The organism is Alcaligenes sp. NLF5-7, assembly GCF_024266725.1.
Lineage (GTDB): Bacteria > Pseudomonadota > Gammaproteobacteria > Burkholderiales > Burkholderiaceae_B > Alcaligenes > Alcaligenes phenolicus.
This window is the reverse complement of sequence record NZ_CP100755.1, coordinates 1,148,636-1,169,703: the sequence shown is the minus strand read 5'-3', so window position 1 is coordinate 1,169,703 and position 21,068 is coordinate 1,148,636. Positions and strand designations below refer to the sequence as shown.

19 protein-coding genes are annotated in these 21,068 nt (G+C 57.2%); 11 read left to right on the top strand and 8 right to left on the bottom strand.

Annotated elements, in window-relative coordinates; genetic code table 11:
- Positions 1–279: 279 nt before the first annotated feature.
- The 4 genes from dld to lldP all read right to left on the bottom strand — a co-directional run bounded on the left by dld (position 280) and on the right by lldP (position 5,665).
- Positions 280–2,001, bottom strand: coding sequence for a D-lactate dehydrogenase (dld, locus tag MID00_RS05560; RefSeq protein WP_009462558.1), 1,722 nt, complete (start codon positions 1,999–2,001; stop codon positions 280–282).
- Positions 2,002–2,003: 2 nt separating this feature from the next.
- Positions 2,004–3,143 carry an FMN-dependent L-lactate dehydrogenase LldD gene (gene lldD, locus MID00_RS05555; RefSeq protein WP_026484948.1) on the bottom strand — a complete coding sequence of 380 codons (1,140 nt, stop codon included), beginning with the start codon at positions 3,141–3,143 and terminating at the stop codon, positions 2,004–2,006.
- The gene (lldR, locus tag MID00_RS05550; RefSeq protein WP_254499878.1) at positions 3,140–3,919 is read right to left on the bottom strand and encodes a transcriptional regulator LldR; all 780 of its coding nucleotides are present in this window, start codon (positions 3,917–3,919) and stop codon (positions 3,140–3,142) included. The genes lldD and lldR overlap by 4 nt, the downstream gene beginning before the upstream one ends.
- Before the next feature lie 78 nt (positions 3,920–3,997).
- Positions 3,998–5,665, bottom strand: a complete 1,668-nt coding sequence (gene lldP, locus MID00_RS05545; protein ID WP_021447023.1) for an L-lactate permease — start codon at positions 5,663–5,665, stop codon at positions 3,998–4,000.
- A gap of 507 nt (positions 5,666–6,172) precedes the next feature.
- Between lldP and MID00_RS05540 the strand changes: the two genes are divergently transcribed.
- The 3 genes from MID00_RS05540 (at position 6,173) to MID00_RS05530 (ending at position 8,637) form a co-directional block, all read left to right on the top strand.
- Positions 6,173–7,186, top strand: a complete 1,014-nt coding sequence (locus MID00_RS05540) for a TetR/AcrR family transcriptional regulator (RefSeq protein ID WP_021447022.1) — start codon at positions 6,173–6,175, stop codon at positions 7,184–7,186.
- Positions 7,187–7,390: 204 nt separating this feature from the next.
- The gene (locus MID00_RS05535) at positions 7,391–7,819 is read left to right on the top strand and encodes a hypothetical protein (protein WP_083054229.1); all 429 of its coding nucleotides are present in this window, start codon (positions 7,391–7,393) and stop codon (positions 7,817–7,819) included.
- Positions 7,820–7,932: 113 nt separating this feature from the next.
- Complete coding sequence (locus tag MID00_RS05530; protein WP_009462553.1) at positions 7,933–8,637, top strand: GntR family transcriptional regulator; 705 nt, start codon at positions 7,933–7,935, stop codon at positions 8,635–8,637.
- A 42-nt stretch (positions 8,638–8,679) separates the two neighbouring features.
- On the opposite strand, the gene MID00_RS05525 is transcribed toward MID00_RS05530, so the two are convergent.
- Complete coding sequence (locus tag MID00_RS05525) at positions 8,680–9,141, bottom strand: Lrp/AsnC family transcriptional regulator (RefSeq protein WP_021447021.1); 462 nt, start codon at positions 9,139–9,141, stop codon at positions 8,680–8,682.
- Between the two features lie 143 nt (positions 9,142–9,284).
- Here MID00_RS05525 and kynU point away from each other — a divergent pair, with 143 nt between their 5' ends.
- The 5 genes from kynU (at position 9,285) to MID00_RS05500 (ending at position 14,638) form a co-directional block, all read left to right on the top strand.
- Complete coding sequence (kynU, locus tag MID00_RS05520; protein WP_009463162.1) at positions 9,285–10,535, top strand: kynureninase; 1,251 nt, start codon at positions 9,285–9,287, stop codon at positions 10,533–10,535.
- A 37-nt stretch (positions 10,536–10,572) separates the two neighbouring features.
- Positions 10,573–11,946 carry an amino acid permease gene (locus tag MID00_RS05515; protein ID WP_254499875.1) on the top strand — a complete coding sequence of 458 codons (1,374 nt, stop codon included), beginning with the start codon at positions 10,573–10,575 and terminating at the stop codon, positions 11,944–11,946.
- 360 nt (positions 11,947–12,306) lie between these two features.
- Positions 12,307–13,251 (top strand): hypothetical protein, encoded by a 945-nt coding sequence (locus tag MID00_RS05510; RefSeq protein WP_009463164.1) that lies wholly within the window; start codon positions 12,307–12,309, stop codon positions 13,249–13,251.
- Between the two features lie 238 nt (positions 13,252–13,489).
- Positions 13,490–13,999, top strand: coding sequence for a TetR/AcrR family transcriptional regulator (locus tag MID00_RS05505; RefSeq protein ID WP_152978317.1), 510 nt, complete (start codon positions 13,490–13,492; stop codon positions 13,997–13,999).
- Between the two features lie 87 nt (positions 14,000–14,086).
- Positions 14,087–14,638 (top strand): peroxiredoxin, encoded by a 552-nt coding sequence (locus MID00_RS05500; protein ID WP_250756673.1) that lies wholly within the window; start codon positions 14,087–14,089, stop codon positions 14,636–14,638.
- Between the two features lie 68 nt (positions 14,639–14,706).
- Here MID00_RS05500 and MID00_RS05495 read toward each other — a convergent pair whose 3' ends face one another.
- From MID00_RS05495 to MID00_RS05485, 3 genes are read right to left on the bottom strand one after another with little or no spacing between them, the layout of a single operon-like run.
- Positions 14,707–16,188 carry a tripartite tricarboxylate transporter permease gene (locus tag MID00_RS05495; RefSeq protein ID WP_250756674.1) on the bottom strand — a complete coding sequence of 494 codons (1,482 nt, stop codon included), beginning with the start codon at positions 16,186–16,188 and terminating at the stop codon, positions 14,707–14,709.
- Complete coding sequence (locus MID00_RS05490) at positions 16,188–16,661, bottom strand: tripartite tricarboxylate transporter TctB family protein (protein WP_254499872.1); 474 nt, start codon at positions 16,659–16,661, stop codon at positions 16,188–16,190. The genes MID00_RS05495 and MID00_RS05490 overlap by 1 nt, the downstream gene beginning before the upstream one ends.
- Before the next feature lie 19 nt (positions 16,662–16,680).
- The gene (locus MID00_RS05485) at positions 16,681–17,640 is read right to left on the bottom strand and encodes a tripartite tricarboxylate transporter substrate binding protein (RefSeq protein WP_009463174.1); all 960 of its coding nucleotides are present in this window, start codon (positions 17,638–17,640) and stop codon (positions 16,681–16,683) included.
- 274 nt (positions 17,641–17,914) lie between these two features.
- On the opposite strand from MID00_RS05485, the gene MID00_RS05480 reads away from it, so the two are divergent.
- The 3 genes from MID00_RS05480 to MID00_RS05470 are packed head-to-tail and all read left to right on the top strand — an operon-like array spanning position 17,915 to position 21,064.
- Positions 17,915–18,685, top strand: a complete 771-nt coding sequence (locus MID00_RS05480; protein WP_009463176.1) for a DeoR/GlpR family DNA-binding transcription regulator — start codon at positions 17,915–17,917, stop codon at positions 18,683–18,685.
- Positions 18,682–19,782 (top strand): ABC transporter ATP-binding protein, encoded by a 1,101-nt coding sequence (locus tag MID00_RS05475; protein ID WP_254499870.1) that lies wholly within the window; start codon positions 18,682–18,684, stop codon positions 19,780–19,782. Before MID00_RS05480 ends, MID00_RS05475 begins: the two co-directional genes overlap by 4 nt.
- 19 nt (positions 19,783–19,801) lie before the next feature.
- The gene (locus MID00_RS05470) at positions 19,802–21,064 is read left to right on the top strand and encodes an ABC transporter substrate-binding protein (RefSeq protein WP_254499867.1); all 1,263 of its coding nucleotides are present in this window, start codon (positions 19,802–19,804) and stop codon (positions 21,062–21,064) included.
- Positions 21,065–21,068 lie beyond the last annotated feature (4 nt).

Genomic DNA, 21,068 nt, shown 5'->3' with positions numbered 1-21,068 from the left:
TCTAAAAAGCCGGAGAATTCGGCTCTTCAATATAAGGTATTGAGAATCATTATCGATAATGTAATCTAAATTTTGAATTAGTGGAACCTATTAAACTAAATAGGAAAGGCGGCAGAATATTTTTGTGTTCTGTTTGTCACAATGCACAAAAAAACAGGCCCACCAAGTCGAGCTTGGGGGCCTGCTGGTCTGCATGACGGACGGTTTATTGAAGGGGCGGACCGCGCTGCAAGCAAGGGAATGGCTTGCAGCCCGTGAGTGCCTTCAAGAAAAAGGGGGCTAGTCGTGTTTGCCGCCGCAGCACACACTCCACCATTTGCGGCGCGAGGTGTGGCCGATGCCAGGGTTGAAGGTGTTGGTCGGGTCCAGTTCGCGGTAGAAGCCGGCCAGGGCAGGTTTGGCGATGTAGAGGTGGCCGACATTGTGCTCGGCCGGGTATTCGGCACGGCGTTCATCCAGCAACTTCCACATGCGGTGTTCCATATCCAGAGGAACCACGCCTTTTTTGACGATGTAGTCCTGGTGGAATACGTGGCACAGGAAGTGACCGTAATAGAGCTTGTGGACGATGTCTTTTTCCATATCGTCCGGCAGTTGCTCCACCCATTCCTTGTCATTACGGCGCAAGGCAATGTCCAGCGCCACAATATCTTCCACGCTGTCGGGGTGCGCCTCGCGGTAGCGGATGGCGGCACCGGCAATGGCAAAGCGGTGCAGAAAGGCTTTGCGACCTTCTTCGGCATCGCACTCGAAATAGGCACCTTGCTGGCTGCCTTCAAATTGCTGGCTCAGAAAATCGCGCGTGGCCTGCGCGGTGTCGTTGGAGACGCGCAGCAACAGGTGATGCTCGAAGCGGTCGCGCCATTCACGCATGCGCGGCGGCAGGTGGCTGGGCAGGCGGTTCATGATGGCCTGGATCACGCGATCAGTGACGCCGCGCCAGCCAAAGCGCTCAAAAAAGCCATCCACACGGCTTTTCATGGCAAAGGCGGATGGCACTTTGGCGGTACCAAAACGGTCGATCAGCAAGAAGGTGTCTTTGCCGTATTGCTCGCCAATATCGTAGGCGGTGCGATGGATGTACTCGCCCGCAATGGGCAGGCGGGGCAGTTCCGTCAGCAGATGGCGGCGCACAGCCGTGAGCTCGTCCGGGTCATTGGTGCCAATGTAGAAAACAGTACTGGCTTCTTTGGGAAAGGTATCCAGACGCACGGCAAAAATGCACAGCTTGCCGGCCGAGCCGGAGGCTTCGTACAGGCGTGAAGGGTCGGCATTGAAACGGGCCGGGGTCTGGGCATCCACATCGCGCACATCGTCGGCGTAGCGTGGGTCGCTGGCCTTGCGTTCCGGATCGTTGATGATATCCGCAACACTGTATTTGCCTTGCTCCAGGCGGCTCAGAATTTCTTCCGGGGTATCTCCCAGATTGATGCCCAGGTGATTGACCAGTTGCAGGGTGCCATCGTCCAGCACTTGCGCGTACAGCGTCAATTCCGTGTAGGCCGGGCCGCGTCGTACCAGCGCACCGCCTGAGTTATTGCAAACACCGCCCAGCACAGAGGCGCCGATACATGAGGAGCCAATCACCGAGTGGGGCTCACGCTCCAGCGGGGCCAGGGTCTGTTCCAGACGGTCCAGCGTGGCACCGGGCAGGCAGACAACTTGCTGGCCATCGTTGATGACTTGTATGCCTTGCAGACGCATGGTGTTCATCAGCACGATGTCGCGGTCGTAGTCGTCCCCGTCGGGGGTGGAGCCGCCCGTCAGGCCGGTGTTGGCTGCCTGCATGATCACGATGCAATCGGCAGCGACAGCGGCTTGCAGGCTGCGCCATTGTTCCAGCAGCGTTCCGGGCCGCACAACGGCCAATACCTTGCCTTCACCCGTGCGATGGCCCTTGCGGTAACGACGCGTACTGCGGTCGTCCGTCAGGACGTGAGGGTTGCCGACAATAGAGCGCAGTTGCTGCAACAAATCCGCAGCGCTGGTGGAAACTGACATGGTCAAGACTCCTGTACAAGCAGGTCAGAGGTGATCTGGGAAATGCTGCTGACACTGGTCAGTGTCATGGCGACCCGAATTTCTTTTTCAATCAGGCCCAGCAGGTGGTCCACGCCGGATTGCCCGGCGGCGGCCAAGGCATAGATGTAGGCGCGGCCCAGCATGGCAGCGTCGGCACCCAGCGCAATCATGCGCACCACGTCCAGGCCACTGCGGATACCCGAATCTGCCAGAATCTTGATCTGGCCTTTGACGGCATCGGCAATGGCAGGCAGCGCGCGTGCCGAGGACAAGACGCCGTCAAGCTGACGGCCGCCGTGATTCGAGACGATGATGCCATCGGCACCAAAGCGCACGGCATCGCGGGCGTCATCGGGGTCCAGAATGCCTTTGATCAGCATGGGGCCTTTCCAGAATTCGCGTATCCACTCCAGATCCTTCCAGGAAATCGAGGGGTCAAAGTTCGCGCCCAGATAACCCATATAGTCTTCCAGACCCGTAGGCTTGCCCAGGTAGCGCGAGATATTGCCCAGATCGTGCGGGCGACCCAGCAGACCAACATCCCAGGCCCAGCGCGGGTGCATGACAGCCTGTGCATAGCGACGCAGGGCGGCGTTCGGGCCGCTCATGCCCGAATGCGCATCGCGGTAACGAGCGCCGGGTACGGGCATGTCCACGGTAAAGACCAGGGTGCTGCAGCCAGCAGCTTGCGCGCGTTCCAGTGCATTGCGCATGAAGCCACGGTCCTTCAACACATACAGCTGAAACCACATGGGCCGCTTCAGGCGCGGGGCAACTTCCTCGATCGGGCAGACTGACACGCTCGACATGGTGAAGGGAATGCCATGTGCATCGGCTGCCTGGGCAGCCTGGACTTCACCTCGACGCGCGTACATGCCTGTCAGACCTACCGGGGACAGGGCCACCGGAATGGACAGTTTTTCACCAAACAGCTCAATGCTGGTATCGAGCTGGCTCATGTCCTTCAGGACACGCTGGCGCAGGGCGACATTGGCCAGATCGTCCACATTGCGGCGCAGCGTGTGCTCGGCGTAGGCACCGCCGTCAATGTAGTGGAACAGGAAAGGAGGCAGTCGTTTTTGGGCGGCACGCCGGTAGTCGGTCGAGGAGGAAATAATCATGGCAGAGTCGGGTCGGATAAGACGGAAGGAGGGGTTTGCAGGCGCGCGGCACGTTCGCGGCGTGCAAGGTCTTCGTCAGCCTGAAGAAGGGTGTTGCGTACGTAGCCCAGGTGGTCGTTCACAACGTGGCGTGCTTGAGCGGGATCGCCATCGACAATGGCTTTGACCAGGGCTTCGTGTTGCGCCGTCAGATTGACAATGGTCTCGGGGGAGTCATGCACGAACATGATGATGTCCCGGTTTTGCGTCACGCTGCTGAGCACCAGATCAAACAGGCCCCGCATGACCTGAACCAGCACCAGATTGTGCGAGGCTTCGGCCACGGCCAGGTGAAACTGGGCATCGGCGCGGGCGGACTGCACGGTATCGCCGCTTTGCTGGTAGCGAATCATTTGCTCGAAGCATTGCAGGATCTTGTCCTTGTCTTCGGGCGAGGCACGCAGGGCGGCGTGCCAGGTGGTACTGCTCTCCAGAGCAATGCGCGCTTCCAGCACGTCGTAACGGTACTGGGGATCAGACAGCATCAGGGCGGCCAGCGGGTCTACCGAGCGCTGGGTCCATTGGGGCGTTTGGGAGGCCAGGTAAGTGCCTGAACCTACCTGACTGCGCAAAATGCCCTGGCTGTTCAGTTGCTGAATAGCCTCGCGCAGCGATGCACGCGACACATTCAATTGAGCTGCCAACGTACGCTCGGCAGGCAGTCTTTGCCCGGCCTTGAAATCGCTGGATTGAATCAGCGCCAGCAATTGTTGGGCAACGTGATCAGAGAGGCGCATAGTTCTTGAGATACCGGAAAAATAAATCTGCAAGGCACGCGTCTACGCGCCTTGCAGATGAAGGATGAGGGCGGGCCCTTAGGGAATCATCCAAGGTAACACATAGGCTTGCAGGGTAGTCAGCAGGCCAATCAGAACCGCAAAGATCAAGCTGTGTTTCACGGTAAAGCGGAACAGATCGGATTCTTTGCCGGCCAGACCCACTGCCGCGCAGGCAATGGCGATCGACTGGGGCGAGATCATCTTGCCGGTCACACCACCTGTGGTGTTGGCGGCCACCATCAGCACTTCAGGCAGACCCAGCTGCTGTGCCGTGGTTGCCTGCAAGGCACCAAACAAGGCGTTGGCAGAGGTGTCGGAACCAGTCAGGAACACACCAATCCAGCCCAGGAATGGCGAGAAGAAGGTGAAGGCTTTGCCGGTGTGAGCCAAGGCCAGCGCCAAAGTTGCGGACAGGCCGGAGTAGTTGGCGATAAAGGCAAAGGCCAGCACCATGCCAATCGAGTAGATCGGTACAGCCAGTTCCTTGAAGGTTTCGCCCAAGGTTTCCACCGCTTTTGCGGGTTTCATGCGCAAAAAGAGGATAGTCAGCAAGGCGGCAATCAGAATGGCGGTGCCGGTGGCAGAGAGCCAGTTAAAGGAGTAGACCGCGCCATACGGAGTGGCCGAGGCCACGACGGGTGGGGCCTTGTCGACCAGATTGTGCAGGAAGGGCACAGGAATATTCACGATGGTCGACGCCAGCGGGCCATTGGCAGCAAACAAGGCTTTGAAAGGCTGCACACTCCAGATCGTGACCATGGCGGTCAGGATGATGAAGGGCGACCATGCTTTGATGATGCGGCCAGTGCTCAGCACGGTAGGGGCCTGATCGGCCAGATTGTCCTGGGCAGGCGAGCCTTCTTGTGTTTCAAAACGGAAGATACGCTTGGGTTGCCACACTTTCAGGAACAGGGTCAGCACAACCAGGGAAACCAGAGCCGAGGTAATGTCCGGCAGCTCGGGGCCAATGTAGTTGGCGGTCAGGAACTGCACCAGCGCGAAGGAGCCGCCACCGACCAGCACGGCAGGCCAGGTTTCCTTGATACCGCGCCAGCCGTCCATGATGGCCATCAGCCAGAACAGCACGAGCACCGTCATGAAAGGCAGTTGGCGACCAGCCATCTGGCCGATTTCAAAGGGATCAATACCCGATACCTGACCGGCCACGATGATAGGAATACCCATGGCACCGAATGCCACCGGGGCGGTATTGGCAATCAGACACAGACCGGCCGCGTACAAGGGGCGGAAACCCAGGCCAGCCAGCAAGGCGGCAGTAATGGCAACGGGCGCACCAAAACCGGCTGCCCCTTCCAGGAAGGCGCCAAAGCAAAAGCCCACCAGGATCAGTTGCAGGCGCTGGTCAGGCGTGACGGACAGGATGGAGGCGCGAATGATGTCGAACTGACCGGTCTTGACCGAAATCTTGTACAGAAAAACGGCGGCCACAATGATCCAGGCGATCGGCCACAGCCCATAGAAAAAGCCATACACCACCGAGGCCAGCGCAGTGGAAACCGGCATGCGATAGAAAAACAGGGCAACGCCCAGGGCCAGCAAGACGGTAATCGTCCCTGCCATATACCCCTTCATGCGCAACTTGGTCAGGGCCAGGAAAAAAAAGATGATCGGAATAAGGGCGATCAGTGCCGACAGCCAGATATTGCCGGTGGGATCGTATTGCTGCAGCCACGCTTGTTGCATGTTGTTCTATCTCCGCAGGAGCAAATGGGAGGCGCTTGTATCGCAAGCGAGCCTGAAGGTCGTTAAATTGGTCTGACCATTTCTTGAGATCGTCAAGAACAGAGCGCATTGTATAGAAAGGATTATTTTATTGAATCTAAGTGTTTACCCTAACGATTCAAGAATAAACAATTTTTTATCCAATTAATTGGTCAGACCAATTTTGGTCAAAAACCAGAAATAAGAGGTGGAACGGGCAGGGGCTGTCACACGGTTTTCAGGCGTGAAAAGTCTCTGTTCCTGACTATTTTTGCCAGGATGGGGCGGGAGGAATCGGGTTACGCTGTTGCTCGTTCAGGTCGATGTCTTGCGACTTCATCAGCGGGAACACTCGCTTTGCAAAAAATGATATTGAGAATCATTATCGTGGATGTAAACTAGGCTTCTAATTAGTAGAGTTTCATAAATTAAATAAGAGGCAGTGGCAGGTACTAGCACGCTGCTGCCATCAAAAGGGTCAACATAGATATGCCAACCCCTCAGGCGCCCGCGCCACGCGGACGTCCTCCCACCATCACCCGAGCACGGATTGCCGACGCTGGCATTCAGATTGGCCTGCCCAACATCACCTTTGTGGGGGTAGCGGCCGCTTTGGGTGTCAGCCAGATGGCGCTGTACAAGCATGTGGGCAATCTGGAAGGGCTTAAACAACTGGTGGCCGAAGAAATTTTCAGCCGCTGGCAAGTGCCTCGGGCCACGATTCCGGTTCAAGACAGCCTGGAGGACTATCTGCAGCTGTTCAGTGCGGCGACACAGGCTTTTGTGAAAGCCAATCCTGGTATCACGCCCTATGTGATACGCAGGCTGGTGGCGACTCCTTCCATGCTGGACAAGATCCGGGAGCATCAAGAGCACATTGCCCAGGCTTATGGCGTGTCCTTCGAGCGCTCGCGTTACTTGATGGGAACGGTGGCCTTTCATTGCCTGGCGGTTGCCGATACGGTCTATGCCGTGGCTGGCCGGGAGCCACGTGCAGCCGTGGAACGGGTCGTGGAGGAGGTCGAGATGGAGGGCATACTGCAATTGGGCATGACAGCCCTCATTCAAGGAGCTTTAGCAATGAGTGAGCAAGACATTTCTCCTGACTTTTCTACCCAGTTTCTGGATACATCCGCTTTGCCGATAGCAAGGGTGCGCGAGTTCCCCTTGACCCTGGAGCTGGCCACGCAATGGCTGGACGATATGGAAACCCTGATCAAGGCCGAAAAAGAGTTCGTTCTGGTCTACGAAAGCCTGCCCGATCCTTCCACTCCCGGCGACCCGGAAGGGCGCAAGAAAGCGGTGTTGTGGTTAAAGGCACATCGTGAAGGCTTCGGTCGTTATTGCCGCGGGATTGTGATGATGTGCGATGACCCTGCCAATCTGCCTGCCCTGCAGGAGATGGTGGGGCCTTTGGAAAAGGTTTATCGGGTACCTGGGGGTGTGGCCTCCAGCCCCGACGAGCTGCGCGCTTTCATCCAGCAGTGGGTGACAGCAAGTTAGGACATAACTGACAGTAGTCCATCGCCTGATAGCGCTTTGCTTCAGGTTTCAAAGCCGCTGCGTCTCCGGGTTGAGAGGCAGCGGCTTTGTTATGGACAATCTTTTGCTGAACTGTACGTGTTTTCCCGTCTAGTATCGGTTTTCCTTTGGCATGACAATAAAAACATTGTCATAACAATAAGCATTGGTCACAGGAGCAAGTACGTGAAAGATCCACATTGTCATTCCAGTAGCATCCTGGTGGAGCGCCCGGCTAAGGTCGCTTTTGAGATCATGTCCGATGGCATCTTGCAAGGTCAGTGGGCCTGGGGCAGTGCGAATCGCAGCGAAGTGGAACCGGGTCTGTTCATGGGGACCTCGGTCTTTAGCGGCCAGGAAACCTATGTGCGCTTGAATGTGGATGCAGACCGCTTTCAGGTGGATTACGAGGTGGGCGCCAGCAAGGAGGCGATGCAGTTTCGTAATATGTCGCGCGTTATTCCAGGCGAGGTGCTCAAGCTGGGCGCAGACAAATGTGTAGTGAGCTTGCTGACCTGGCGTTTGGCTACACAAAGCGATGCGGCATGGGAGCAGATTTCCTGTGTCCATGAGGCCGAGATGTTTCTGATCAAGGGCCTGCTGGAACGCGAATAAGAAGACGGCTTACTGGCAGGGGAACCAACGATTTTCTGTTGATACCGCAGGTGGAACACAACACGTAGGGAGAGCCAGCAGCAGAGCGTCATCAACAGGGATGAGATAAAAAAGTGAGTACAAAACCACTGTATGAGCAGCTTGCTGACAAGCTGACCCGCTATATCCAGGACGGTCGCTTGAAGCCCGGCGACCGCTTGCCTACAGAGGCCGAGCTAGGGGGGATGTTCGGCGTCAGCCGCATCACCGTGCGTCAGGGCCTGGCGATCTTGACGCGCAATGGCTTGATCGAGCGTTTTCCCAGCCGAGGCTCCTTTGTGCTGGAACGCAAGAACACCGGCTCCTGGGAGCTGAGTTCCATCAATGACCTGGTGCAGTTGGGCAAAGACACCACCACTCAGATTGCCAGTTGGGGGCTGGTCACCCCTCCGGCAGATATTGCTGAGTTTTTCGCTTCCGATGAGCCGGTTTATAAGCTGCAAGCGGTGCGCTACAGGTCAGCGGTGCCCCTTTATTTTGCTGAGAACTACTTGCTACGCTCGATAGGAGAACGTATCGAGCAACAGGCTCTGGAAACACACACCATGGTGGAGATGCTGACTGGCGTGCTGAATGTGCCCATTAAGCATGCGCAAGAAGAGATCAGCATGGCCAATGCGTCGGCAGACATGGCCAAGCAGCTCTGGATCAAGGAGAACCAGGCCGTGATTGTGCAGCGTATTGATCTGTTCAATACCGATAACAAACCGGTGCAAAGCGGCAAGGGCTGGTGGCGCAGCGAGCATTTCAAGCGACGCTTCAAACTGAACTACGACTAAGTCCGGGGTCTGGCACCTGGCCAGACCTTGCCGGTAGCCGGTTTACACAGGCAAGCGTTGCCCCTTGGCCTTGATGCAAGACAGCACGATCTGCGAATGGATCTTGGTGACGCCGCGCAGTGTGTTGAGCTTGTGAATGACAAAATTGGAAAAAGTCTCGAAGTTGCGCGTGCGTATGTGCAGCATGTAGTTTGCCTGCCCGGTCACGATGTAGGCATGGAGCACTTCATCCATGGTAGCCAGTGCTTTGCTCAGGTACTGATGCTCGCTCTCGTTGAGCTGCCCGATATTCACTTCCACAAAGGCTTCAATGGCAAAGCCCAGTTTGCCTGCGCTCAAGTTGGCGCTGTAGTTTTCGATGAAGCCTTCCTGCTCCAGAATCTTTACGCGCCGGTGGCAGGAGGAGGGCGAAAGGGCTACCAGGTCAGCTAGTTCCTGGTTGCTGAGCCTGCCGTTGTCCTGTAAAAGACGCAGGATTTTCAGGTCTGTCTCATCTAGTCTCATATTTTAGAATTTTCTATGAAAAAGGTTTTTAAAAACCGAATTTTCTTCCAGTATTAATCGTAATCTTCATCGCTTTGCAATAATTTACCAGAGGCTCGGTGCTAGACTAAATAGCTTAAAAAGCAGAATCGAGGAGCATGAATATGATTACCTTGCAGCAATGCGAGCAGTGGGATCAGGCCGATGAACTGGCTGCCTTCAAAGCCAAGTTCGACCTGCCACCCAACACGATTTATCTGGACGGGAATTCGCTGGGCGCCATGCCCCGACACGCCATGGAGCGTGCCCAGGAAGTTATTGCTCAGGAATGGCGTACCGACCTGATCAATAGCTGGAACAAGGCAGGCTGGTGGACCTTGCCCGTGCGTCTGGGCGACCAGATGTCGCCCCTGATCGGTGCCGGTCAAGGTGAAACCATCGTCAGCGACAGCACCTCGGTCAATCTGTTCAAGGTGCTGGCTGCCGCCGTCAATTTGCAAAAAGAGCGCCATCCGGAAAAGAAAGTGATCCTGGCCGAGCGTGATTCCTTCCCTACGGATCTTTACATCATTGAAGGGTTTAACGCCTTCTTTGGCAAAGACTATAGGCTTGAATTGATTGATGACCCGGCAGACCTGCAAACAGCCGTCAATGATGAAACCGCTGTGGTGGTGCTGTCCCATGTGAATTACCGCACGGGTTACTTGCACGATATGCAGGCGACCAACCGCCTGGTGCATGAACACAATGGCCTGTTGATCTGGGATTTGTGCCACTCCGTGGGTGCTTTGCCTATCGAGCTGAAAGACAGCGAGTCCGACTTTGCCATTGGCTGCACCTACAAGTATCTGAACGCCGGTCCGGGTGCTCCGGCCCTGCTGTGGGTGAACCCCAAGCTGATGGGCCAGATCAGCCAGCCCTTGTCCGGCTGGTGGGGCCACAAGCACCCTTTTGCCATGAGCCCGTCATATGAAGCCGCCAACGGTATCGAGCGTTTCTTGTGCGGTACTCAGCCCATTGTTTCCTTGAGCCTGGTGGCTTGCGGTGTGGACGTGTTCCTGCAAACCGACCTGCAGGCGGTGCGCCGTAAATCCCTGGCGCTGACGGACTTGTTCATCGCGTTGGTGGAACAGGAATGTGCGGAATTTGGCCTGCGTCTGGTGACTCCACGCGATCACCACTACCGTGGCAGCCATGTCAGTTTTGCCCATGAGCAAGGCTATGCCGTGGTGCAGGCCCTGATCGCCCGTGGTGTGATTGGGGACTACCGCGAGCCTGAAGTGATGCGCTTTGGTGTTACGCCCTTGTATCTGTCTTTTGTGGATATTTGGCAGGCTGTGCAGCATATCAAGGCGGTACTGACCGATAAGGAATGGGACAAGCCCGCCTATAAAACACGCTCCAAGGTGACCTGATCAGGCTGATATAAAAAATAAGCATAAAGGAGGAGACATGAGCCGATTTGAGCAAATTCAATCGCGCGAAGCCGGGCTGCATAAAAAACTGAGTGCCCGCCAAATGAGCATGATTGCGATCGGGGGCGCCATCGGTACCGGCTTGTTCCTGGGCAGCAAATTTGCCATTGGCTTTGCTGGTCCCGGCGTTGTACTGAGTTATGTGATTGGCGGCTTCATTGCTCTGGTCCTGATGGGCTGCCTGGCCGAGATGACGGTGGAACACCCCACACCGGGTTCTTTTGGAGCCTATGCGGAGTTCTATATTCATCCGCTGGCCGGGTTCCTGGTGCGCTACAGCTATTGGGCCTGCATTGTTCTGGCCGTGGGCACCGAGGTGACGGCGGTGGCGGACTATATGAAGTTCTGGTTCCCGGACGTCTCACCCTGGATCTGGATCGCCTTTTTCTCGGCCGTGCTGATTGCCGTCAATGCCTACAGCGTCAAGGCTTTTGGCTCGGTGGAGTATTGGTTTGCCCTGATCAAGGTGTTTGCCATTATTGCGTTCATCGTGCTGGCCATTGGCATGTTGACGGGCTATTACAAGCCCGCACAGGTACAGGAAAACCTGTTTGGCCAGGGTGGCTTCATGCCCAATGGCTGGTATGGGGTGTGGGTAGGGGTGATCATTTCCATCTTCAGCTATCTGAGTATAGAGATGATTGCCGTGGCGGCGGGCGAGGCAGAAAACCCCGATCAAGCCGTGCGCCAGGCCTTCAAGGCCACCATCTGGCGCTTGATCATTTTCTACCTGCTGTCCTTGTCGCTTATCGTGATGCTGGTGCCTTGGCAGGTGCTGGTAGCGGAAGGCACAACCAGTCCTTTCATTACGGTGATGCAGTCCGTCGGCATTCCCTATGCAGACAGTATCCTGAACTTCATTGTGATTATTGCGGCCTTGTCGGCCATGAACAGCATGCTCTATATCTCGACCCGCATGATGTTCAGCCTGTCGCGTGCCGGTGATGCGCCCGCTGCGCTGGGCAAGGTGGCGCGCAATGGTGTGCCCTTGAATGCCCTGGCTTTATCGGCCAGCGGTGTGGCCGTGGCCGCAGTGGTGTATGCCAACAATCCGGAAACCGCCTTTCCGGTGATGATCGCCCTGTCCATGTTTGGCGCCTTGTTCACATGGGGCATGATCTTCCTGACTCATTTGTTCTTCCGCCGCCGCGTGGCACAGGACGGTGTGCAGCTACGTTTCCGTATGCCGGCCTATCCCATCGGCACCTTGCTGGGCTTGATTGGCATTGTCGCGATTTTGGTGACCACCTGGTTCATCAATATCTTTCACTACACCTTGCTGTTTGGTGTGCCGTTCCTGCTTGCATTGGTCGTGATTTACTTTGTACGAGGCGCTCGTAAGGCTGCCTGAGTGATCTGACTTTCTGGCTCTGTTTGAACAAGCCCCTGCCTTGGCAGGGGCTTTTTTTTTGCAGCGTGCGTTTCAGGAAGCTCGTCCTGTCGGATAACAGCGGGAGCGTAGTGATGTTGAGGCGTGTGTGTCTGAACAGGTAAGGATGCGGTGTGGGGCCGGTTTGATCTTTGTCAGCCTTGCGGTTTGTGGAGAATCGGCTCGATAAAAATATGTATTATTTGAGACTATTATGTATCATTTGGTATTGTGATTGCTCAATAAGGCCACTGTCAGTCGTTCTGGGCCGCTGTGCTTTGTTGGGGGCGGCCAGGGCTGCGAGTGCTTGGGAGGAAAACTGTGAACCGTCATGGAAAGCGCATGACTCATCCGCGTGAGTTGCGTCAATCGAATCGCGAAGCCTTGCTGGGCCCCGGCGCGGATGCCGCTTTTAGCAGCTTGGCGGCGCCCGAGATTCGGCAGCGCGTGCTGCTGGCCCATTGGGTGGCCCATAGCCGGGACAAGACCCAGCAGTACTTGGGTTTCCCCTTGGGCCGCATCATGCTGCAGCGCTGGATGCACAGCAAAGCTGGCAGCCGTCGGATCGAGGCGTTTGGCCTGCCGCGTCACATCGTCCATGAAACCTTGGGGGAGCAGGCCTTAACCCTGCATGTGAACCCGCGCGAGCTGATCCGCATGGCCATTCAGGCGCCTCGCAAAGAGGAAAAACGGCCGTCCTCCCTGGCCTTTATCTGGGAGGGAAGCTGGGACCAGCGACGTGAAGATTTGCGCGTCGGAACGCGTTACTCCCTGATCAGCGATCTGGATGAAAACCGGCATCAGCTGGAACAAACGGCGCGTTTCAAAAAGCTGATGAAGCGTATTGAACAGGGCAATCCTTGGGAGTCGTATCAGCAAGGTGTATTTCTGGATACGCCGGAGAAGATTATTGAGTACCTGCGTATTTACCTGGGTTTTCTGGATGAGATGGCTCGTGATGGCTTTGATCCCAGGCGCGGCAAAGATGCCTTGGGAGTGGTGATCTCCCGTGATGGCCGTATTCTGAAAATTAATCGTGGTCTGCACCGATTGGCCATGGCCCAGAGGCTGGGCCTGCCTAGCGTACCCGTGCAGGTACGCCATGTGCATCGCTTCTGGTGGGATCGGGTCACTGCCGGGGCCACGGGCGAACTGGCCTTGCACCGGATGCAGCAAGCCTTGCGCCGCTGCGTGCCGGAGACCCGGCCCGGCCCTTTGGATCTGGATCCGGATACCTTGCTGACAGATGCTTTCTGGCCGGCTCCGCGTGCCGGTCTGAGCGTTTAAAAAATCACCCGCATAGTCATTATTCCATGGGTGAAATACGGTTTCTCAATGAATGACGTTACACTAGCGCACGCTCCACCCAGGTAGCGTGCCTGTTCGTTTTCCTGCTCTCCAGTGGTGCCAAACAAGAAGACCGATTCGCAGCGATCTGGCAATAGCCCGTGCCCGATCCAGTCCTGTATTACCTAGGGGAAGAATTATGACTGCAGCAAAGCCTCGGCCTCGCGAGGAATTGCTATTGCGCCTTGTAAGCGCTTTGGCCGACCAGCCGCGGGCGTCCATGGGGCAATTGGCCGGTCTGGTGGGCTTGAGTCGCGCAACCCTGTGCCGCTACTTCCCGTCTCGTGAAGCCATGATGATGGAGATCTTCCAGGAAGGGGTAAATAGTGCGGAGCAGGCTATTGAGCGCGCCCGCTTGTGCGAGGGAAGTCCACAAGAAGTCATTCAACGACTAATCCAGGAACTGCTGCCTATTGTGGATCTGTACATGTACGTTGAGCGCCAGTTGCAGGTAGAGGAGTATTCCACGGCTCGCACTGAAGCGGTACGACAGGCGTTGATTGAGCAGTTCCAACAGTGGCAGGAAAGCGGGGACTTGCGGCGCGATCTGGCGGCCAGTTGGTTATGCGAGTCCTTGTTTGCCTTGCTGGGCAAGGCCGCCAGGCTGATTCGAGCTGGCCGTCTGGCCCGCCATGACGCACCCCACAATGTGTTTGTCCTGCTGTGGAGCGGCATCGTTCATCCCTGATCGGGCCGGAAAACCAGGCCTTGTGCTTTCATGCCTGTGCGGATTACGCTGCTTGCTGGTGCAGCGCACACATACGGAGGTAATGGCATGAAGCAGGCAATAGCAGCTTTCTCTTTGGGTTTGTCCCTGCTGGCGGGGGCAGGTGGCGCACAGGCCGCTTTGGACGTGGGCACACCCGCGCCGGACTTTACCGTGCAGGCCGCTCTGGCCGGTAAAACCTTTGAATTCAATTTGGATGAGGCCTTAAAGAAGGGGCCGGTCGTCCTGTATTTTTACCCGGCAGCGTTTACTCAGGGTTGTACTGTCGAAGCGCATACTTTTGCGCAAGCCATTGACGAATACAGCCACTTTGGCGCCACTGTAATTGGTTTGTCTTCAGACAATATCGATACCCTGAAGGATTTTTCCACCGGACCTTGCGGCAGCAAGTTCGCGGTGGGGGCGGACACCACAGGCCAGGTCATCAAGGCTTATGATGCGGGCCTGGGGACGCACACCGAACGGGCTGCCCGCATGTCTTATGTGATCTCGCCCGAAGGCAAGATTGTGTACGAATACACGGCTATGGATCCCGATGAGCATGTCAGCAAAACCTTGCAGGCCGTGCGCGATCTGGCGGCGCAGCAAGGGACAAAATAAACGCTTGGCTTGAGGCTTGGTCGGGGGAAAGCAAGCCGCGCAGGATACGGGGCTTGCTTTTTTTTGGCTTATTTTTGCAGGCGCTTGAGCATGTATGGCACGCTCAAAAACAGAATGGCAGCAATATAAAAACCCACTGCAACTGGACTTTCCAGCAGTACCAGAAAATTTCCCTGTCCGGCCGCCAGGGCCGTTCGCAACTGATTTTCTGCCAAGGGCACCAGAATCAGACCGATCAGCAAAGGGGCAATGGGAAAGCCGTAGACTCGCATGATGTAGCTGACCACGCCCAGGCCGGCCATCATGGCCAGTTCAAAGGTGGAGCCGGACACGCCCCAGATGCCGATCATGGCAAAGACCAGAATTCCGGCGTAAAGCTGCGGTTTGGGAATATAAAGCAGACGCACCCACAGGCCGACTAGCGGCAGGTTCAGCACTAGCAGCATGGCATTGCCGACATACAGCGAGGCAATCAGGCCCCAGACCAGTTCGGGGTTGCTGGAAAACAGAAAAGGGCCGGGCTGCAGACCGTAGTTTTGAAAGGCAACCAGCAAAATGGCGGCGGTGGCGGATGTGGGCAAGCCCAGCGTTAGCAAGGGCACCAGAATTCCGGCTGCGGCGGCATTATTGGCCGCTTCGGGACCGGCAACGCCTTCGATTGCACCGTGTCCAAACTCGTCCTTGTTTTTGGACAGGTTTTTTTCCAGGGAATAGGACAGCATGGTGGGCAGCTCAGAGCCTCCGCCAGGAATCGCTCCCATCGGGAAACCAATGACCGTGCCACGCAACCAGGGCTTCCATGAGCGTGCCCATTCATTGCGTGTCATGAAAGCTTTGCCACTGATGGGGATGATCTGCTCGTCGTTGTGACGAAAGCGGCTGGCCACGTACAGAATTTCTCCCACCGCAAAGACCGAGACCAGCACCACCGTCAGCTCAACACCATCGAGCAGGTCGGGCAGCCCGAAAGTCATGCGAGCCTGCCCGGTCATGGCATCGATGCCGATCACGCCCAAAGCCAGGCCCAGAAACAAGGAAATAAAACCACGGACACGGGAAGCTCCCATCACCACAGCGACCGAGGTAAATGCCATGATGGTCAGGGCAAAGTAGTCCGCCGGTGTGAAAATAAAGGCCAGTTCGGCCACGGCCGGGGCGGCGAAGGTCAACGCCAGCGTGGCGATGGTGCCAGCAATAAAAGAGCCAATGGCGGCCGTGGCCAAGGCGGCCGCGCCTCGCCCACGGCGTGCCATCTTGTTGCCTTCCAGCGCGGTCATCATGGAGCCCGCTTCACCGGGGGTATTGATCAAAATGGCGGTGGTCGAACCTCCGTACATGGCGCCGTACAGCACACCGGCGAACATGATGAAGGCTGAGACCGGCCCCACGGAAACCGTGACTGGCAGCAGCAGGGCAATGGTCAGTGCCGGGCCAATGCCGGGCAGAATGCCGATGGCCGTACCCAGCACCGAACCGATCAAGGCCCACATCAGGTTCATGGGCTGCAGAGCCACCTCAAAGCCGTGCAAGAGCAAAGAAAGCGTATTCATTACAGCCCCGCCACAGGAAGAAAGCCGCCCAGTTGCAAACCCAGGCGGCCAAACAGAAACCAGCAGGCGCTGCCCAGTACCAAGCCGGAGAGCAGATCCAGCAGCACGCGACGTGAACCCAGGGCACGTGCCACCAGCATGAAACACACTGAGGCCGTGAGTGGCAGGCCCAACGGCTCCATCATCAGGCTGGGCAGCACGGCAGCCAGCAGGACGGTCAGGAAGGGCCCCTTGTCCATGCCTGGATCCTGGGCCAGCTCTTCCTTGTCGAAGGCGGTGCCACGATGCATTTGCAGCAGGAACAAAATGCCCAGAACAACCAGTCCCACGCCGACCAGCGCAACGAACAGGCCTGGGCCGATCGCGGCATATTGTGCGCCGAGAGTCAGGGACATGGAGGCGTAGAGACAGACGGCACCCGCCAGGATGACCGCCAGCCCCAGCCACCAGGGCTGACGCGAAGTTACACTCATGTGTGTTCCCCGACTTGCTTTACTGGATCAAGCCTGCGTCTTGCAGGATGGTCGTGGTGCGCTCGGTTTCTGCCTTGATGAAGTCACCGAATTTGTCGCCGGCCAGAAAGTACGGTTCCCAGCCCAAGCGTTCCTGCGTTGCTTTCCATTGTGGTGCTTCGCTGAGTTTGGTGAAGTGGTCAATCCACAGCTGATAGTTTTCTTCAGGCATGTCCACCGAGCCCAGAATGCCCCGCCAGTTGGCAATCTCCACCTTGTAGCCAGCTTCTGTGAAGGTAGGCACTTGCTCCAGGCCTTTCATCCGTTTGTCCGAGGAGATGGCCAGAATACGGATGCGGCCGCTGTCGGCAAATTGCTGAAACTCGGACGCCCCCGAGATTCCGGCCTTCAGGGTCCCGTTGACGATCCCTGTCACTGTATCGGCCCCGCCGGCTTGCGGGATGTAGTTCAGGGCTTTGACGGGCACCTGGCCTTGCTGTGCCAGCAAGGCCAGAGCAATGTGATCCGTTCCACCGGCAGAGCCACCGCCCACGGGCATGGCCCCAGGGTTGGCTTTCATCGCTTGTACAAAATCGTCCAGGTTTTTGTAGGGGGAGTCGGCTTTGACCGCCAGCACAACGTATTCCGCTGTCAAACGCGCAACAGGTCGAAACTTGCTTAAATCGATGGGGGATTTGTTCATGGCAATCGAGCCGACTGTGATCGCACCGAATACAGCCAGTGCATCGGGTTTGCCCTTTTGCGAGCGCTGGAAGTCGGCCAGACCGATGGTGCCGCCGGCACCGCCTTTATTGCTAAAGCTGACCGTGCCGGTGTAGATGCCCGCCTCATTCATGGCCTGCATGGATTGGCGGCCTGTGGAGTCCCAGCCTCCGCCTGGGTTGGCAGGCAGCATCATGCTGAGCTGGGCTTGCGCAGTGACTGTAGCCCCCAGCAAGGTAGCGGCCAGCAAGGGACGCAGAAAGCGATGAAGTTTCATGTCATGTCTCCTGAATAAGTGCGCCTGTAGACGCCTGGTTTTTTTAGTTGTTCGGCGTTGATATTACCCTATGCGTAATGCAGAGCTACCTTATGTGCAGGATGGACGATGGAGTCGGCCTGCTCGAGTGGCGCATGCGTTTGATGGCTGATGGTAGGCAGAGTATGTTCATATGAACATTTGGGCGTCATAAAACTTTCATCTGAGCGTCACCGACACGTAACTTCGCGTTCCTACACTGCCGGGTATTCAAACGAAACCCATACGCCGTGTTATGAACCTATCTGTCAGGCAAAGCATTATTGTGGATCTGCTGGCCGCCCAAGGGGCGGTGTCAGTGGATGGCTTGGCCGCGCATTTCGGGGTGACGCCGCAGACTATCCGGCGCGACCTGAACCACTTGTATGAAGCCGATCTGGTGCGCCGCCGCCATGGTGGTGCCGAGCTGAATGTGGTCGAGCGTAATGTGCCTTTCCAAACGCGCCGCATTACCCATTTGCAAGCCAAGGCCCGTATCGGGCGAGCCGTTGCCACTTTGATTCCCCCCGGTGCCAGCCTGCTGCTGGGTTTTGGCACCACCCCCGAGCAAGTGGCCCTGGCGCTGGCCGACCATCGCGATCTGACCGTGGTCACCAACAACATCAGTGCCGCTCTGGCCCTGTCCCACAATATGAGCCACCGCGTGGTACTGACGGGTGGTGAACTGCGTCAGCCCAACCCCGAAATTCTGGGCCCCGGCGCCGAACGCCTGTTCAACAGCTTCAAGGCGGACTTTGGCGTGTCCGGGGTAGGGGGCTTTGACTCGGACGGTGCCTTGTTGGATTTTGATATGGCCGAGTCCGATTGCCACAAAGCCCTGCGCGGCAATTGCCGTGTGCGGATTCTGGTGCTGGATCACACCAAATTTGGCCGTCGTGCCCCTGTGCGCAGTGGCTCTTTGGATGATGTGGATATTCTGGTCAGCGACCAGCCTATTCCCGAGCCTTACCGCGAGCAAATTCCTGCGCGTGTTCAGATCGTGATTGCTGACGAGGTGCAGGCATGAGTCGCGCAGCTATCGAGTTGCAAGGCATAGGCAAAGCCTGGGGCGAACAGGCCGTGCTCAAACAAATGGATCTGTCCATTCAGGAAGGTAAATTTACCGCCTTGCTGGGGCCTTCGGGCTGCGGTAAGTCCACCTTGCTGCGCATTATTGCCGGGCTGGAAACCCCCGATCAGGGTCGGCTTTTGATCAATGGGCAGGACGCCACCTATCTGGAGCCCGCCAAGCGTGGCTTGAGCATGGTGTTCCAATCCTACGCCCTGTTCCCGCATCTGAATGTGGCCGACAACATCTTGTTCGGCCTGCAAGTACGCCGTGCCGATCGTCAGCAGCAAAAAGAGCGTCTGCGTGAAGCCCTGGCGCTGACCAATCTGGAAGGCCTGGAAGAGCGCAAGCCCGGCCAGTTGTCGGGCGGGCAGCGGCAGCGTGTAGCCCTGGCGCGCAGCATTGTGTCGGGCCATCGTATCTGCCTGATGGACGAGCCGCTGTCGAACCTGGATGCCAAGCTGCGCCACACCGTGCGCCATGAAATCCGTGCCTTGCAGCAGCGTTTGGGCTTGACTGTTGTATATGTCACGCACGACCAGACCGAAGCTATGGGCATGGCCGATCACGTGGTGCTGCTCAATGCCGGACATATTGAGCAGCAGGGCAGTGCTCAGGACCTGTACGGGCAGCCCAATAGCGTCTTTACCGCCGGCTTTATCGGCAGCCCACCCATGATGATGATTCACAGTGACCAAGTGCCCTTGGAGTTGTGGCCCTCGCGCCGTCAGTACGACCAGCCGCATCGTGTGCTGGTGGGCGTGCGCCCGGAGAACCTGAACTTGCACGAAGCGAGCGAGCAGTATGTGGCTGCCACCGTGGTGCACCAGGAGTTTCAGGGGGCCGATGCCTATGTGTATGTGCAGCTTGACGATGGCCACACCCTGATCGTGCGCGCGCCGCACAGCCGCAGCGTCGAGGCGGGTGCTCGCTGTGGCTTGAGCTGGGACCCTGTTCACGCTTTTTACTTTAACCAGGACAGCGGGGCTCGCCTGCCGTCTGCGGATGCTCTGACTGCTGCTCCTTTCGCTGTTCCTCCTGCTGTTCTTCCCTAAACGTACTGCGAGTCTACCCATGTTGAAGAATTGTTTGCTTGCCACCTCCAGCGCCCTGTTGATGGGCCTGGGCGCCAATGCCCATAGCGCGGTGGAATTGACCATGTATTACCCCATTGCCGTAGGAGGTCCGCTGACCGATGTGGTCGATGGAATGATCAAGGACTACCAGGCCCAAAACCCGGAGGTCACCGTTAAAGCCGTCTACTCCGGTAACTACGATGAAACCCGAGTACGTGCCTTGTCGGCCCTGCGTGCGGGCGAGCCGGTGCAGCTTTCTGTACTGGGCGCACTGGATACGCATGATCTGGTGGAACAAGGTCTGGTCGAAGCCTTTAGCGATGTGGCTCAGGACACCCCCAGCCAGGATTGGCTGAAAAGCTTTTATCCTGCCTTGATGGCTAACGGCACCTTGGAAGGCAAGGTCTGGGGCATTCCGTTCCAGCGCTCCACCATTGTCATGTTCTACAACAAGGACATGTTCCGTGAAGCGGGCCTGAATCCGGATCAAGCTCCCAAGACCTGGGACGAGCTGGTGCAAACCGCCCAGAAACTGACTAATGACCAGCATCACGGCTTGATGATTCCGTCGACGGGCTACCCCTACTGGATGTTCCAGGCCATGGCCTTGCAAAATGGCCGTCAGTTGATGAATGAAGAAGGCACACAGGTCTACTTCAATGACCCCAAGTCGGTGGAGGCGCTACAGTTCTTCCACGACCTGGCCTACAAGCACAAAGTCAGCCCCACTGGCACCATTGAATGGGGCACGCTGCGCCAGGCTTTTGTCCAAGGCAAGACCGCCATGATGTGGCACACCACGGGCAACCTGACGGCCGTCAAGAATGAAGCCAAGTTCGACTTTGGTGTTGCCATGCTGCCCGCCAAGGAAAAAGCCGCGTCGCCTACCGGCGGTGGCAACTTCTACCTGTTCAAGGGCGCGAACGAGGAACAGAAGAAAGCGGCCCTGGATTTCGTGCGCTGGATGACGGCTCCCGAACGTGCGGCCAACTGGTCCATGGCTACGGGTTATGTCGGTGTCAGCCCTGCTGCCTATGAAACGCCTGCTCTGGTCGAGTACGCCAAAACGTTCCCGCAAGCTGTGGTCGCCCGCGATCAGCTGGCCGTGGCCTCGCCCGAGTTTGCCACTTACGAGACAGCACGTGTACGCGAGCTGCTGTCCAACGCCGTGCAAGCCGTGCTGACCAATGCCAAGACGCCCAAGGCCGCTCTGGACGAAGCCCAGGCTGCCGCAGACCGTCTGCTGCGTCCTTTCAACTAAGCAG